Here is a 15,164-nt window from a genome sequence, read left to right as displayed (position 1 = left end):
GGAATATGATATTTTTAATAAAAAAACAGCGCGCTACCGTGAGGGAGCGCGCTGTTTTCCTGCCAGCTGGCGACGCTGTCGCCATGCATGGGGCCGAAGCTTACATGTTCGGATAGTTCGGTCCGCCGCCGCCTTCCGGTGTCACCCATACGATATTCTGCGTCGGGTCCTTGATGTCGCAGGTCTTGCAGTGCACGCAGTTCTGCGCATTGATCTGCAGGCGTTCGGCGCCGTCGTCGTTCTTCACGAACTCGTACACGCCGGCCGGACAGTAACGGGCTTCCGGACCCGCATACGTGGCCAGGTTGACGTCGACGGGCACGCTGGCGTTCTTCAAGGTCAGGTGGATGGGCTGGTCTTCCGCGTGGTTCGTGTTCGAGATGAACACGGACGACATCTTGTCGAAGGTCAGCTTGCCGTCGGGTTTCGGATACACGATCTTCTTTGACTGGGCGGCCGGCTTCAGGCATTCGTGGTCGCCATGCGAGTGGTGCAGGGTCCACGGCGCCTTGCCGCGGAAGATCAGCTGGTCGATGCCCGTCATCAGGCTGCCCAGGTACAGGCCTTTCGACAGCCATGGCTTGACGTTGCGCGCCACGTGCAGTTCTTCATGCAGCCACGATTGCTCAAACGCGACAGGGTAGCTCGTCAGTTCGTCGTGCTGGCGCTGTTCGCCCAGGGCGCCGAAGGCCGCGTCCGCCGCCAGCATGCCGCTCTTGATGGCTGCGTGGCTGCCCTTGATGCGGCTCATGTTCAGGAAGCCCGCATCGCAGCCGATCAGTGCGCCGCCCGCAAACACCAGTTTCGGCAACGATTGCAGGCCGCCGGCCGCAATCGCGCGCGCGCCGTACGAGATGCGCTTGCCGCCTTCGAAGAACTTGCGGATTTCCGGATGGGTCTTGTAGCGCTGGAATTCCTCGTACGGGGACAGGTACGGGTTTTCGTAGTTCAGGCCCACCACATAGCCGACCATCACCTGGTTGTTTTCCAGATGGTACAGGAAGGAGCCGCCGTAGGTTTTCGTGTCCAGCGGCCAGCCGCTCGAGTGGATCACCAGGCCCGGCTTGTGCTGGGCGGGGTCGATTTCCCACAGTTCCTTGATGCCGATGCCGTACGATTGCGGGTCCTTGCCGGCGTTCAAGTCATACTTGGCCATCAATTGCTTGCCCAGGTGGCCGCGTGCGCCTTCCGCAAACAGGGTGTACTTGGCGTGCAATTCCATGCCCAGCTGGAAGTCGGGGCCCGGTTCGCCGTCGCGCTTGACGCCCATGTTGCCGGTCGCTACGCCCTTTACGGAGCCGTCGTCGTTGTACAGGATTTCCGCGGCAGGGAAGCCGGGGAAGATTTCCACGCCCAGGTTTTCCGCCTGCTGGCCCATCCAGCGCACCACATTGCCCAAGGAAACGATGTAGTTGCCGTGGTTTTCAAAGCAGGCAGGCACGGCGAAGCCCGGCGTTTTATATGCCTTGGTCTCGGTCAGGAACAGGATGCGGTCTTCCGTCACTTCCGTGTTCAGGGGCGCGCCCAGTTCTTTCCAGTTTGGAATCAGTTCCGTCAGCGCTTTCGGGTCCATGATGGCGCCCGACAGGATATGCGCGCCCAGTTCGCCGCCTTTTTCCAGTACGCAGACGGACACTTCCTGGCTCTTTTCAGCGGCCAGCTGCTTCAGGCGGATCGCGGCCGCCAAGCCTGCGGGGCCGCCGCCCACGATCACCACGTCGTATTCCATGGTTTCGCGCGGTCCGTACTGTTCAACTAAGTTATTAGGCTGTGTCATGGTCTCGATTTATAGTCACTAAATGGGTGGGTGAGGAATCTTCGAAGAAATTTAAGCACGAGTGTGCTTGTTTTTGGCGAGGATTGCAACTTTGGCGCCATTTTGCGTGACATTGCCCCTCGCCGCAATCTAAATCCGGCCATTTTGTGTAATGATGGCGTTTACTTTTGCTCGAGTGCGCCGCGGGCGATTTTGCCCGCCTGCCATCGGCACGGCGCAAAGTGTTATCTAAAATAAAACAGGAGTAGCTCGTGGGCATAGAAGTCAATTTCGAGGGCAAGATTGCCCTGATTACCGGCGCATCGAGCGGCCTCGGCGCGCGCTTTGCGAAAGTGCTGGCCCAGGCCGGCGCGCAAGTCGTGCTCGCTTCGCGCCGCACGGAACGCCTCAAGGAGCTGCGCGCCGAAATCGAAGCGGACGGCGGTGCCGCGCACGTGGTGTCGCTCGACGTGACCGACTTTGCCAGCATCAAGTCGGCCATCGCGCATGCGGAAACGGAAGCGGGCCCCATCGATATCCTCGTCAACAACTCCGGTGTCTCCACCACGCAACGCCTGGTCGACGTCACGCCCGAAGATTACTCGTTCGTGATGGATACCAATCTGCGCGGGTCGTTCTTCGTGGCCCAGCAGACGGCCAAGCGCATGATCGCGCGGGCCAAGGGCGACCCGAAGAAACAGCACCGCATCATCAATATCGCCTCGATGGCGGGCTTGCAGGTGCTGCCGCAGATCGGCGTGTATTGCATGAGCAAGGCGGGCATGGTGCACATGACGCGCGCCATGGCCGTGGAGTGGGGCAAGTACGGCATCAACACGAACGCCATCTGCCCCGGCTACATTTCCACGGAAATCAACGAAGATTACTTTGCCACCGAGCAGGGCAAGAAGCTGATCGAAATGCTGCCCAATAAACGTCCGGGCAAGCCGGAAGACCTCGATGGCCTGCTGTTGCTGCTGGCGGGCGAGGATTCGCATTTCATCAACGGCGCCATCATCTCGGCCGATGGCGGCATGGCCAGCATGTAGGGGCCAGGCCAGGGGATTGTTGCCACGTGGAAAATTAGCGGCTATGATGTTTTTGCTTGCGGCATAGCGTCCCAGCATAACCACTAGACGAGAATTTTACGATGGCAACTCCCTCGAAGTTTGATAATGACACATTTCAGCTGGCGCGCGACCACTTGAACGCTTTTGTTGCAAGAACCGCCGCCAAGCTTGCCGGTGAAACGGGCAAGCTGCTGGAAGTGGGGCCGCAGGATCGCTCCACCGTGCGCGAAAACTTCAGCAATTTCAACGTCGATACCTTTGATATCGTCGATACCTACAGCCCCACTCTGGTGGGCGACATCACCAAGGTCAACACGGCCATCGCGGACAGCGCGTATGACTGCGTCGTGTGCCTGGAAGTGATCGAACATACGCTCAATCCGTTCGACACCGTCAAGGAAATCCGCCGCATCCTCAAGCATGAAGGCTATCTGCTCATTTCCGCTCCCTTGAACTGGCGCATCCATGGCCCGATCCCGGATTGCTGGCGTATTACCGAGCATGGCTGGAGCGCCTTGCTGCGCGATTTCGACATCATTGAAATCGACATTCTGGAAACGCCGGACCGCGAACTGTTCCCCATTAAATATAACGTGCTGGCGAAGTGCAACAAGTTCAAGAACACGCAAGACAACGAACTGACGTTCCGTTTTATCTAGGAGTGGCGATGACACTGGCTGCGGTAACTGAACAGGCCGAAGACGTTTTGCGGCGCATCAGCGGGGAGCAATTCCTGCCCGAAGTATTCCGGGAGACGGGCGTGTTTGTCGTGCGCAATGCCATTGCGCCGGACCTGCTGGCGCAGTGGCAGCATGCATGGGATATTTTCTACGATGCCAAGCTGCGCTCGGGCCGCAATGTCAGCCAGGCCAATCCCGTTTCGCTGACGGAGGAATTGCCCGCAACCTTGCTGGAAATGTACCGCGCACCCGTCTATGCCGAAACGCTGTCGCGCATATTCGGTCCCGACGTGGCGCTATACAATCACCGCTTCGTCATCAAGGATGCGTTCAGCCCGAACAAGGTCTTTCTGCATCAGGATAGCTGCTACCACCTGGGTAACCTGAACAAATGCAGCATCTTTACCGCCTTGAGCCGCGTGGATGAAGAGAATGGTGCGATGAGTTTTTATGCGGGCTCGCATAAACTCGGTTATCTCGGCGATGCGGGCGAAATCAATCCCGACAGTTTCAGCATCAAGTTCGTCAAGGTCACGCCGATCTTGAATCCCGGCGATTTCGTCGTCATGCACAGTTCGACGTGGCATGAATCGGGACCGAATGTGTCGGGCGTGCATCGCATTCTGGCCGATACGATCTTCCAGCCGGCGGACGACCCGACGGGCAAGGAACTGGTGTCGGGCGAATGGAAGACGGATATTTTCTATTCGCCCCTCAATTGCATCCAGTATTTTGCCAATTCCAGGGTACTGAAAATCATCAAGTACGAACAGGCCAAGCGGGAGCAGGGCGGCGCGCCTTAACGCGTCGTCAGCGCTGCAGCTGCAAGCCCACCAGCTTGTGCACCAGCTCGGACGACGTGGAAGCGGCGAACTTGCGCATCAGCTTGGCACGGTGCATTTCCACCGTGCGGGGGCTGAGATCGATCTGGCGGGCGATGACCTTGCTGGTCTTGCCTTCCACCAACAGGGCAGCGATTTCGCGCTCGCGCGGGGTCAGCTCCGCCGTCACGGGACGCTTCTCGCTGACATCCTCGAACGTCCAGATGCCCGGCCCCAGCGGCTGCGCGGCCAGCATGGCGTGGCCCGTGACGTGGCACCAGAACAATTCCCCATTGCTGCGCCGCATGATGCGTTCGTCCGAATAGCGGCCTTTGGCGTTCATGATGGGAATGATGCGGTCACCGGTGCGCAGGAATTCATCGTGCGTGGGGTAGAGTACTTCGAACGACTGGTCGTCCAGCTGGGCCCGCGCATAGCCGAACATGGCTGCCAGTGCTTCGTTGCAGCTGCGCATGATGCGGTTTTCCGACATGCACATGCCCACGGGCGCGTGCAGGAAGATGCTTTCATAATCGATGGCTGACGCGGCGTTCATCTGATACGTATCACTCTCACAGGGGGATTGCCGGCACGGTGCCGGTAGTTCTACGGTATTGTACTTTCCACTCGCGTATTTTATGCTGAGTCGCTGCCTGAGTCATGGACTCAAGACCAAAGCTTAACAAAAGATAGAGGGACACCCATGAATAAAGTTTATCCTGACGCCGCCTCGGCGCTGGCCGGTATCGTCCAAGATGGCCAGACCATCGCCGTCGGCGGCTTCGGCCTGTGCGGCATCCCCGAAGCCCTGATCGGCGCCTTGCGCGATTCGGGCGTGACGGGCCTGACGGCCATTTCCAACAACGCGGGCGTGGACGGCTTCGGCCTGGGCCAGCTGCTGACCACGCGCCAGATCAAGAAAATGATCGCCTCCTATGTGGGCGAAAACAAGGAATTCGCGCGCCAGTACCTGGCCGGCGAACTGGAGCTGGAATTCACGCCGCAAGGCACCCTGGCCGAGAAGCTGCGCGCCGGCGGCGCCGGCATCCCCGCCTTCTTCACGAAAACCGGCGTGGGCACCATCGTTGCCGACGGCAAGGAGCTGCGCGAATTCGACGGCGAACAATACGTGATGGAACGCAGCCTGGTGGCCGATGTATCGCTGGTCAAAGCCTACATGGCCGACCGCGCGGGCAATTTGGTCTACCGCAAGACGGCGCGCAATTTCAACCCGAACGTGGCCATGGCGGGCAAGATCACCATCGTCGAAGTGGAAAAACTGGTGGAAGTGGGCGAGATCGACCCGGACCAGGTGCATACCCCCAGCATCTTCGTGCACCGCATCGTGGTCAACGCGAACCCGGAAAAACGCATCGAGCAGCGCACCGTGCGCGCCGAAGCTTAAAAAAGAATACGGAGAACATCATGGCTTGGACTAGAGACGAAATGGCCGCGCGCGCGGCGAAAGAATTGCAGGACGGTTTTTATGTGAACCTGGGCATCGGCTTGCCGACCCTGGTGGCGAACTACGTGCCGGAGAATATCGAAGTGTTCCTGCAGTCGGAAAACGGCTTGCTGGGCATCGGCCCGTTTCCCACCGACGATGAAGTCGATGCGGACCTGATCAACGCGGGCAAGCAGACGGTGACGGCCTTGCCGGGCGCCGCCTACTTCAGCTCGGCCGACTCGTTCGGCATGATCCGCGGCGGCAAGATCAACCTGGCCATCCTGGGCGCCATGCAGGTGTCGGAAAAAGGCGACCTGGCGAACTGGATGATTCCAGGCAAGATGGTCAAGGGCATGGGCGGCGCCATGGACCTGGTGGCCGGCGTCAAGCGCGTCGTCGTGCTGATGGAACACGTGGCCACGGCCAAGGATGGCACGACGTCGCACAAGCTGCTGAAACAGTGCGACCTGCCGCTGACGGGCGTGGGCGTGGTCGACGTCATCATCAGCGACCTGGGCGTGATCGACGTGACGGAAAACGGTTTGAAACTGGTGGAACTGGCGCCAGGCGTGAGCAAGGAACAAGTGCAGGCGGCCACGGGCGCTGAGCTGGACGTGTCCGCCGTGTAAGCAAGCGGAGCGTCGTATCGAAGCAGGGCGGACAGCGATGTCCGCCCTTTTTTTATGCGCCAGCCTTGCCGCGCAAGCCGTCCAGGCTGTAGGCGCCGGCGCCCGCTGCCGCGAAATACAGGAAGGCGAAGCAGTACATGACGGCCATTTCGCCGCCGTTCAGGATGGGCAGGAAGGCGGCTGGCGCGTGCATCATGAAATAGGCGACGGCCATCTGGCCCGACAGGATGAAGGCGACGGGACGCGTGAACAGGCCGACCAGCAGCAGGGCGCCGCCCACCAGTTCCAGCACGCCGGCCGCGCCCATCAGGGAAAACAGTTGCAGGCCGTCGAACATGGCCACGTGGGGCGCGCCGAACAGCTTGGCGGTGCCGTGCTGGATGTACAGGAAGCCGAGGATGATGCGCAGCAGGCCCAGCAGGCGTGGGCTCCAGGTGGCGTAGAAGGCGGGCGTGAGGGACATGACGTACTCCATTCAAAAGGGTGGATGGTTCGGTGTCAGGCTTGCATTAACGCAATGTCATTATGCGGGAGCTTGCCGGCGAACAGTGGTGTAACTGTAATCGTTTTTCATTCATTGATCATCTAATGAAATATTGATGCATGATTTACTCTATGTTGATGATGCAATAAAACCCGCGCGCATGAAAAAAGCCCCGCAGATCGCTCTGCGGGGCTTTTCAATGAAGCGTACGGCTTACTTGACGATATTTACGGTCGGGGCGACATAGGCGTCGTCGGTCGGGTGGGTTGGATGTGCCAGCTCGCTGTGCAGCTTGTCCATGTCCAGTTCTTTTTCCCATTTCGACACGACGATGGTGGCCACGCCGTTGCCGACAAAGTTCGTCAGCGCGCGGCATTCGCTCATGAAGCGGTCGATGCCCAGGATGAGCGCCATGCCGGCCACGGGGATGGTCGGCACCACGGCCAGGGTGGCGGCCAGGGTGATGAAGCCGGCGCCCGTGATGCCGGAGGCGCCTTTCGAGGTCAGCATCGCCACGCCCAGGATGGTCAGTTCTTGCCAGATGGTCAGGTCCGTGTTGGTGGCCTGTGCCACGAACAGGGCAGCCATGGTCATGTAGATGTTGGTGCCGTCCAGGTTGAACGAGTAGCCGGTAGGCACGACCAGGCCGACCACCGGTTTCGAGCAGCCCAGGCGCTCGAGTTTTTTCATCAGGGCCGGCAGCGCCGATTCCGACGAGCTCGTGCCCAGCACGATCAGCAGTTCTTCCTTGATGTACAGCAGGAAGCGGCCGATGGAGAAGCCCGTGTACTTGGCGATCAGGCCCAGCACGACGAAGACGAACAGGAAGCAGGTCAGGTAGAACGAACCCATCAGTTTAGCCAGCGGGATCAGCGACGCCAGGCCGTATTTACCGATGGTAAAGGCCATCGCGCCGAATGCGCCGATGGGAGCGACTTTCATGATGATGTTGACCATGCCGAAGATGGCATGCGACAGCTCGTCGATCAGCTTGGTGACGGGACGGCCGCGCTCGCCCAGCAGGGACAGCGAGAAGCCGAACAGTACGGCGATCAGCAGCACTTGCAGGATGTCGCCCTTGGCGAAGGCATCGACGAAGGTCTTCGGGATGATGTTCATCAGGAAGTCGACGGTGGTCATGCCTTCGGCGTGCGTGTATTGCGCGATCGACTTGGCGTCCAGGTGGGCCGGATCGGCGTTGAAGCCGGCGCCCGGTTTCAGGATATTGGCAACCAGCAAGCCGATGGCCAGCGCGAACGTGGAGACGATTTCAAAGTACAGCAGGGCCTTGCCGCCGACTCTGCCGATTTTCTTGACGTCCTGCATGCCCGCGATGCCGGAGACCACGGTACAGAAGATCACCGGGGCGATGATCATCTTGATCAGTTTGATAAAGCCGTCGCCCAGCGGTTTCATGTCGACGGCGTTCGAAGGGTAGAACACCCCCAGCAGCACGCCGGCCACGATGGCGAACAGCACCTGCACGTACAGGATTTTATAGAATGGTTTTTTCACGAGTGGTCTCCTCTTGCGGGTTGATGCTGCGATCATCCGCCCATTGCCAGGCCCGCTCAATTGTGGATAACCGCAGATATGCATTTTCGCTATATCGGGTATTGCCCCATGACTGGCGTGCTGCGGCGCAGCATTTCAGGCGTGCGCTTGGAGCATTGCCCGCGCTGCGCTACACTGCCGTAGCGTCGCGCGCGAGGCAACCGGCAAATCGCCGGTTTCTTTGTTTTTTACTACCAAATAACGACGCCGGACAAAACCCTGGCGAGCGGAAGGGAGTTGTGGCCGAGAAGCACAACCGTACTTTGGTACGGTGAGCATCGCAGGCCGCAACCACCGACGCGCAGCAGGTTTTTCCGGTGTGATAAGGAATGGCATGATCGAAGCGAGCATCAAATCCGTCCAGTGCATCTCCCCTGCAGGCTTGCACACCATGTCGTACAAGGAGTGGGGCGCGCCCGACAATCCGAACGTACTCGTCTGCGCCCATGGCGTGACGCGCGTGGCGGACGACTTCGACAACCTGGCGCGCGCCATGGCCAGCGATTACCGCGTCATCTGCCCCGACGTGGTGGGGCGCGGGCGCTCGGGCTGGCTGGCCAATCCGCAGTTTTACCGCGTACCGCAATATGTGAGCGACATGGTGACCCTGCTGGCGCGCGTGCTGGCCAATGGCGAGCGCCAGACGGTGGACTGGTTCGGCACCTCGATGGGCGGCTTGATCGGCCTTGGCCTGGCATCGTTGCCCAACTGCCCGATCAGCAAGCTGGTCCTGAACGACATCGGTCCCACCCTGGCGCCGGAAGCGTTGCAGCGCATCGGCGACTACATCGGCCAGGACTTGCGTTTCGAAACCTTCGAGCAGGGCGCCAAGTTTGTGCGCGACGTGTCCGCCAGCTTCGGCCCGCATACGGACGCGGAATGGCATAAACTGGCGGTGGATGTACTGCGGCAAGACAAGGATGGCCACTGGCGCCGCCACTACGATATGGGCCTGGCCATGCCGTTCCGCTCGGCCACGCCGGAATCGGCGGCCAGCGACGAAGCCATGCTGTGGGCCGCATACGATGCCGTGCGCTGCCCCACCTTGCTGGTGCGCGGGTCGGAATCGGACTTGCTGTCGCACGAGACGGCCACCTTGATGCTGGGCCGCGGCCCGAAGGCGGAACTGGTGGAAATCGCCGGCGTGGGCCACGCGCCCACGTTCGTCCACGACGACCAGATCGCCATCGCCCGCAAGTTTTTGCTGGGCAAATAAATAGCCGGTAACGCTGTACAGATTTTGAAACGACTGAAAGAAGAGCATGGAAATTACACGACTGCACGTAGGCAAGCGCCTCTCCGAAGTAGCCATACACAACAACACCATCTACCTGGCCGGCCAGATCGCCGAAGACACGACGCAGGGTATCGTCGGCCAGACGCGCGAAGTGCTGGGCCACGTCGACCGTTTGCTGATGGAAGCAGGCAGCGACAAGACTTGCATCCTGTCGTGCCAGATCTACATCGCCGACATGAAGGATTTCCCCGGCATGAATGAAGTGTGGGATGACTGGGTCGCGTCCGGCCACACGCCGCCGCGCGCCACGGTGGAAGCGAAACTGGCCAATCCGGCTTGCTTGGTAGAAATCGTCATCATCGCTGCAGAGCGCTAAGTTATTCAGTTATTGTTATTCAGTTATTGAGTTGTTAAGTTTATAAGGTATCACATGGTTTCCATCTCGGCCCCGAATAGCGCCACCTCGGAACAACTGGTAGAGGGCTTGAGTGCGCCGGACAGCGCGCGCGTGCTGGACGCGCTCGCGTATGCCACCGACGCGTATGGCGACAAGCTGACCTTTGCCGGCCGCTCCGCGCTGGACTTCGCCATCGGCGTGGCCACCACCCTGGCTTTCCTGCGCAGCGATGCGGAAACGCGCATTGCCGGCCTGATGTTCGAGCTGACCCTGCTCGAGCCGGACACCGCGGCCGATATCGAGCCGCGCTTCGGCAAGCAGGTGTGCGACCTGGCCACGGGCGTGCGCCAGCTGATCCGCTTGCGCGCGCTGACCCAGGCGCAGCATGGCGGCAGCGCAGGCCGGGGCAAGAATGCGGCGCAGCAAGCCGTGGCCCAGGTGGAAACCTTGCGCAAGATGCTGCTGGCGATGGCCTCCGATATGCGTGTCGTGCTGGTGCGCCTGGCAGCGTGCGTGACGACCTTGCGTTACTTCGCTGAATTAAAACTGTTCAACGAAATGACGCGCGAATACGGCAAGGAAACGCTGGATCTGTACGCGCCGCTGGCCAACCGCCTCGGCATCTGGCAGCTGAAGTGGGAACTGGAAGACTTGTCGTTCCGCTTCATCGAACCGGAAGCGTACAAACGCATCGCCAAGATGCTGGAAGAAAAGCGCATGATGCGCGAGGGCTTCGTGTCCTCGGCGATCCTGCGCCTGCAGACGGAACTGGCGTCGGCCGGCATCCAGGCGGAAGTGTTTGGCCGCCCGAAACACATCTACAGCATCTGGAACAAGATGCGCGGCAAGGAGCTCGATTTCACGGCCCTGTACGACGTGCGCGCCTTCCGCGTCATCGTTGCCGACGTGAAGACTTGCTACACGGTGCTGGGCGTGGTCCACAATATCTGGACCCCCATCCCGAAGGAATTCGACGATTACATTTCGCGGCCGAAACCCAACGGTTACCAGTCGCTGCACACGGTGGTGACGGCCGAGGATGGCCGGCCGCTGGAAGTGCAAATCCGCACCAATGAAATGCACAGCTTTGCCGAATACGGCGTGGCGGCGCACTGGCGCTACAAGGAAGAGGGCGGTTCGAACTTTGCCGGCCAGAAGTACGACGAAAAGATCGCCTGGCTGCGCCAGTTGCTGGCGTGGAAAACCGAGGTGGCCGACGCCGTCGTGGGCCAGGAGGAAATCCAGCGCGAATGGGTGGAAAAACTCAAGTCCGCCACCCTGGACGACCGCATCTTCGTCATGACGCCGCAAGCGCGGGTGCTGGAATTGCCCGTCGGCGCCACGCCCGTCGATTTTGCGTATCACCTGCATACGGACGTGGGCCACCGCTGCCGCGGCGCCAAGGTCGATGGCATTATGGTGCCCCTGAATACGCAATTAAAGAATGGCCAGACCTGCGAAATCATCACGGCCAAGGGCGCGCCGGGCACGGCCGGGCCGTCGCGCGACTGGCTCAGCGCCGGTTACGCCGTCAGCACGCGCACGCGGTCAAAAATCCGCGCCTGGTTCCACGCTATCGACATGCAGGAAACCCTGGCCCATGGCCGTGCGCTGGTGGAAAAATCGTTGCAGCGCGAAGGCAAGACGGCCGTCAATCTCGAAGCGCTGGCGCAAAAGCTGGGCTTTGCCAAGGTCGACGAGCTGTTCCTGTCGGTCGGCAAGGATGAATTCAGCCTGCGCCACGTGGAGCAGGCGCTGCACGACAATGGCGAAGTGGCGGTGCCGGAAGACGCCGTGCTGGTGGGAAAAAGCCGCGCGTCCAGCGTGGAGCAGGGCGCCAAGTCCGGCGTGCTGGTAGTGGGTACCGAGGGCTTGATGACGGTGCTGGCCAAGTGCTGCAAGCCGGCGCCGCCGGACAGCATCGTGGGTTTCGTCACGCGCGGCAAGGGCGTTTCCATCCACCGAGCCACGTGCAAGAATTTCGAGGAAATGCGCGCCAAGGCGCCCGAGCGCGTGATCTTCACGGAGTGGGGCAGCACGGGTGGCCACGATACCGTGTATCCGGTCGATATTTTCATTCTCGCCGGCGACCGCCAGGGCTTGCTGCGCGACATCTCCGAAATCTTCTCGCGCGAAAAGATCAACGTGATCGGCGTCAACACCCAAAGCGCCAAGGGCCAGGCCCGCATGACTTTTACGGCCGAGATCAGCTCGACGGCGCAGTTGTTGAAGGCCTTGAATGTGATCAAGGATGTGAGCGGGGTGCTGGAGGCACGGCGTAGCTGACGCCTGACCAAACCTACTGCGCGTCGGTATAGGCGGCCTGCGATGCTCACCGTACTAGAGTACGGTTGCGCTTCTCGACCACCTCTACCTTCCGCTCGCTACGGTTTTGTCAGACGTTGTGACGCTTGTTGAACTTGGTGTTAATGCGTCTTGTCACCCGCATGCAATCCCGCCATCGCGGCCGTCTCCGGCTGCAGGGTGATGTGGTCGATGCCATGCTTGCTCAATAACATCTTCTTGATCGCGCGCAAGACCTTCGGCCAATGGTCGAGGTGCTCGATTTCCACGTGGCCGATCAGGGCCGGCTGGCCCGGCGACATGTCCCACACATGCAGGTCATGCACGGCAATCACGCCGTCCACCTGTTCCACGTCCGTGCCCACGGCGATGTAATCGATGTGCATGGGCACGCTTTCCATCAGGAAGTGGTAGGACTCGCGCAGCACGCCGAACGTCGACTTTAAAATCAGCAGGGACACCAGCACGGACAGCAGCGGGTCGATCTGCATCCAGCCCGTAAAGTAAATGACGGCGCCGGCAACGATGGCGGCGACGGAGCCGAGCAAGTCGCCCATCACGTGCACGAGGGCGGCGCGCGTGTTGACGCTCTGCTTGTCTTTCGATAAGACCCACGCCACCACCACATTGATCGCCAGGCCGATGAAGGCGACGATGAAGACCATGCCGCCCTTGACGGGTTGCGGGGAGGAAAAGCGCAGCACGGCTTCATAGCAGATCCAGCCCACCACGCACAGCATGGCCAGGCCGTTGACGAAGGCGGCCAGCGCTTCGGCGCGGCCAAAGCCGAACGAGTGGCGCGGCGAGGGCGGGCGGCGCGCGATCAGTTGCGCAAGCAGTGCCAGGCCCAGCGCGGCCGCGTCCGTGACCATGTGGCCCGCGTCGGAAATCAGGGCCAGCGAATTGGACAGGAAGCCGGCCGCCACCTCGATGCCGGCAAACGACAGGGTCAGGCCCAGCGCCCACGCGAGGATGCTCTGGCTGCGCCCCTCGAACGAATGGGTGTGCTTGGCATCGCCTTTCAGGTGGGCGTGCAAATGGGTGGCGTCGTGTTCGGTGTTGCTGGGCGTGGGCTGCATGGAATGCTTTGTGGAATGATGTTGCCGTCAGTGTAATTGAAAAGCAACAATATAGTCGGCACGAAAAAAACCTGCAGGCCCGGAGGACTGCAGGTTTTTGATGGAACAGGCAACTTTATTGCGCCGCCGTCTCGCCAAACTTGCCTTCGCGGAAGTCCTGCACGGCCTGGAACACTTCCGCCTGGGTATTCATGACAAACGGGCCGTACTGCGCGATCGGCTCGTTCAAGGGCTGGCCGGCGACGAGAATCACGCGGCCGCCTTGCGGCGCCTCGATGCGCACGCCGTTGGAACCTGGCGTGTTGGCAAAGATCGCCATGCGCAGGGCGGGCACGGCCTTACCGTCCACCTGCACTTCGCCGCGGAACGTGTACAGGAAGGCGTTATGGCCTTCCGGCAGCGGTTGCTCGAAGCTGGTGCCCGCCGGCAAGTCGATGTCGAGGTACAGCGGTTCCGTCAGCTCGCGCTGCACGGCGCCCGTCACGCCATGGCTGGCGCCGGCGATCACTTGCACTTTTACGCCCGCGTCCGTCGTATAGCGGGGGATTTCGCTGCTCGTGAAATCGCGGTACCACGGCGTGCGCATCTTGTCGCGCGCGGGCAGGTTCAGCCACAGCTGAAAACCTTCCATCACGCCTTCTTCCTGTTCCGGCATTTCCGAGTGGATCACGCCGCTGCCGGCCGTCATCCATTGCACGCCGCCCGACGTCAGCAAGCCTTCGTGGCCCGCGCTGTCCTTGTGGCGCATGCGCCCCGTGATCATGTACGAGACCGTTTCGAAGCCCCGGTGCGGATGCTCGGGAAAGCCGGCGATATAGTCGTTCGGCTTGTCGCTGGCAAAGTTATCGAGCATCAAGAACGGGTCGAGGCGGCGCTGCAGCTGCTGCGTCAGCACGCGGTTGATCTTCACGCCGGCGCCATCCATGACGGCCTGGCCGGCGATCACGCGCTCGACGGCGCGTGGCTTGTTGACGGTGGTGGTATCGCTCATTGTTCTCTCCTCTAGGCCGGGACGGCGCCAGTGCGCCGTCCCTTTCACTGCTGGGGATTACACCAGGATCGCGTTGATCTCGGCGTCCGCTTGCGCTTGCGCCTTGGCCACGGCTTCCGGGCCCATGCCCATGCCTTCCGAATACACATACTGCACGTCGGTCATGCCCAGGAAACCGAACATGGTGTTCAGGTAAGGCACCTGGCTGTCGTGCGCGCTGTCGCGGTGCAAGCCGCCGCGGGACAGGCCCACATAGACTTTCTTGCCGGTCAAGAGACCCTCGGGGCCGTTTTCCGTGTATTTGAAGGTGACGTTGGCGCGGGCAATCGCGTCGAACCAGCTTTTCAGTTGCACGGTGATGCCGAAGTTGTACATGGGGGCGCCGATGACGATCACGTCAGCTGCTTGCACTTGCGCAATCAGCGCATCGTCGAGGGCGATGCGGGCCGCTTGTTCCGGCGTACGCTTGTCTGCTGGCGTGAACAGCGCTTGCAGGGTCGGCTCGTCGAGCACGGGGTGCGGTGCGGCGGCCAGGTCGCGGCGCACGAGGGCGGCGCCCGGGTTGGCGGCTTGTACGCGGGTAACGATGGCGTCAGCCAGACGGGTCGAGGCGGAGCCGGTGCTGCGGGCGCTGGAATTGATTTGCAGGATGTTCATCTTGTTTCTCCGTTGTGAGGTGTCTTGCGATGGATGAACTATAGCAATTCCAAAATTG

At 60.8% G+C, this 15,164-nt stretch carries 15 protein-coding genes; 8 read left to right on the top strand and 7 right to left on the bottom strand.

What is annotated here, in order from left to right:
- Positions 1-100 precede the first annotated feature (100 nt).
- Positions 101-1,777 (bottom strand): electron transfer flavoprotein-ubiquinone oxidoreductase, encoded by a 1,677-nt coding sequence (locus VPH41_RS15145; RefSeq protein WP_174718100.1) that lies wholly within the window; start codon positions 1,775-1,777, stop codon positions 101-103.
- Positions 1,778-2,028: 251 nt separating this feature from the next.
- Between VPH41_RS15145 and VPH41_RS15140 the strand changes: the two genes are divergently transcribed.
- The 3 genes from VPH41_RS15140 (at position 2,029) to VPH41_RS15130 (ending at position 4,309) form a co-directional block, all read left to right on the top strand.
- On the top strand, positions 2,029-2,805 hold the full coding sequence (locus VPH41_RS15140) for an SDR family oxidoreductase (RefSeq protein ID WP_070221564.1): 777 nt from the start codon (positions 2,029-2,031) through the stop codon (positions 2,803-2,805).
- A gap of 155 nt (positions 2,806-2,960) precedes the next feature.
- Positions 2,961-3,485, top strand: coding sequence for a class I SAM-dependent methyltransferase (locus VPH41_RS15135; RefSeq protein ID WP_328570651.1), 525 nt, complete (start codon positions 2,961-2,963; stop codon positions 3,483-3,485).
- Between the two features lie 8 nt (positions 3,486-3,493).
- Positions 3,494-4,309: a phytanoyl-CoA dioxygenase family protein gene (locus VPH41_RS15130; protein WP_287772278.1), complete on the top strand. Its 816-nt coding sequence runs from the start codon at positions 3,494-3,496 to the stop codon at positions 4,307-4,309.
- Between the two features lie 7 nt (positions 4,310-4,316).
- Here VPH41_RS15130 and VPH41_RS15125 read toward each other — a convergent pair whose 3' ends face one another.
- The gene (locus VPH41_RS15125; protein WP_034784217.1) at positions 4,317-4,883 is read right to left on the bottom strand and encodes a LuxR C-terminal-related transcriptional regulator; all 567 of its coding nucleotides are present in this window, start codon (positions 4,881-4,883) and stop codon (positions 4,317-4,319) included.
- A gap of 147 nt (positions 4,884-5,030) precedes the next feature.
- Here VPH41_RS15125 and VPH41_RS15120 point away from each other — a divergent pair, with 147 nt between their 5' ends.
- Positions 5,031-5,732: a CoA transferase subunit A gene (locus VPH41_RS15120; protein WP_077403224.1), complete on the top strand. Its 702-nt coding sequence runs from the start codon at positions 5,031-5,033 to the stop codon at positions 5,730-5,732.
- 20 nt (positions 5,733-5,752) lie between these two features.
- Positions 5,753-6,403, top strand: coding sequence for a CoA transferase subunit B (locus VPH41_RS15115; RefSeq protein ID WP_152255279.1), 651 nt, complete (start codon positions 5,753-5,755; stop codon positions 6,401-6,403).
- A gap of 52 nt (positions 6,404-6,455) precedes the next feature.
- Here the strand turns inward: VPH41_RS15115 and VPH41_RS15110 are convergent, their stop codons facing one another.
- Positions 6,456-6,866, bottom strand: a complete 411-nt coding sequence (locus tag VPH41_RS15110; RefSeq protein WP_152283222.1) for a DoxX family protein — start codon at positions 6,864-6,866, stop codon at positions 6,456-6,458.
- Positions 6,867-7,100: 234 nt separating this feature from the next.
- A complete protein-coding gene (locus tag VPH41_RS15105; RefSeq protein WP_226938839.1) occupies positions 7,101-8,438 on the bottom strand; it encodes a dicarboxylate/amino acid:cation symporter in 1,338 nt (445 codons plus the stop codon).
- A 337-nt stretch (positions 8,439-8,775) separates the two neighbouring features.
- Between VPH41_RS15105 and VPH41_RS15100 the strand changes: the two genes are divergently transcribed.
- The 3 genes from VPH41_RS15100 to VPH41_RS15090 are packed head-to-tail and all read left to right on the top strand — an operon-like array spanning position 8,776 to position 12,361.
- Complete coding sequence (locus VPH41_RS15100) at positions 8,776-9,657, top strand: alpha/beta fold hydrolase (protein ID WP_328570650.1); 882 nt, start codon at positions 8,776-8,778, stop codon at positions 9,655-9,657.
- 46 nt (positions 9,658-9,703) lie between these two features.
- Positions 9,704-10,054: a RidA family protein gene (locus tag VPH41_RS15095; RefSeq protein WP_034784210.1), complete on the top strand. Its 351-nt coding sequence runs from the start codon at positions 9,704-9,706 to the stop codon at positions 10,052-10,054.
- Positions 10,055-10,108: 54 nt separating this feature from the next.
- On the top strand, positions 10,109-12,361 hold the full coding sequence (locus VPH41_RS15090) for a RelA/SpoT family protein (protein ID WP_328570649.1): 2,253 nt from the start codon (positions 10,109-10,111) through the stop codon (positions 12,359-12,361).
- A gap of 140 nt (positions 12,362-12,501) precedes the next feature.
- Here VPH41_RS15090 and VPH41_RS15085 read toward each other — a convergent pair whose 3' ends face one another.
- The 3 genes from VPH41_RS15085 to VPH41_RS15075 form a co-directional block, all read right to left on the bottom strand.
- Positions 12,502-13,458, bottom strand: coding sequence for a cation diffusion facilitator family transporter (locus tag VPH41_RS15085; RefSeq protein WP_328570648.1), 957 nt, complete (start codon positions 13,456-13,458; stop codon positions 12,502-12,504).
- Positions 13,459-13,573: 115 nt separating this feature from the next.
- A complete protein-coding gene (locus VPH41_RS15080; protein WP_328570647.1) occupies positions 13,574-14,449 on the bottom strand; it encodes a pirin family protein in 876 nt (291 codons plus the stop codon).
- Between the two features lie 57 nt (positions 14,450-14,506).
- On the bottom strand, positions 14,507-15,106 hold the full coding sequence (locus VPH41_RS15075; RefSeq protein ID WP_328570646.1) for an FMN-dependent NADH-azoreductase: 600 nt from the start codon (positions 15,104-15,106) through the stop codon (positions 14,507-14,509).
- Positions 15,107-15,164 lie beyond the last annotated feature (58 nt).

Origin of the sequence: Janthinobacterium sp. P210006 (assembly GCF_036231885.1) — a bacterium.
In the GTDB taxonomy this organism is placed as follows: Bacteria; Pseudomonadota; Gammaproteobacteria; order Burkholderiales; family Burkholderiaceae_D; genus Janthinobacterium; species Janthinobacterium violaceinigrum.
Note: the sequence above shows the minus strand (reverse complement) of the source record. Positions and strands in the feature narration are given on the sequence as shown.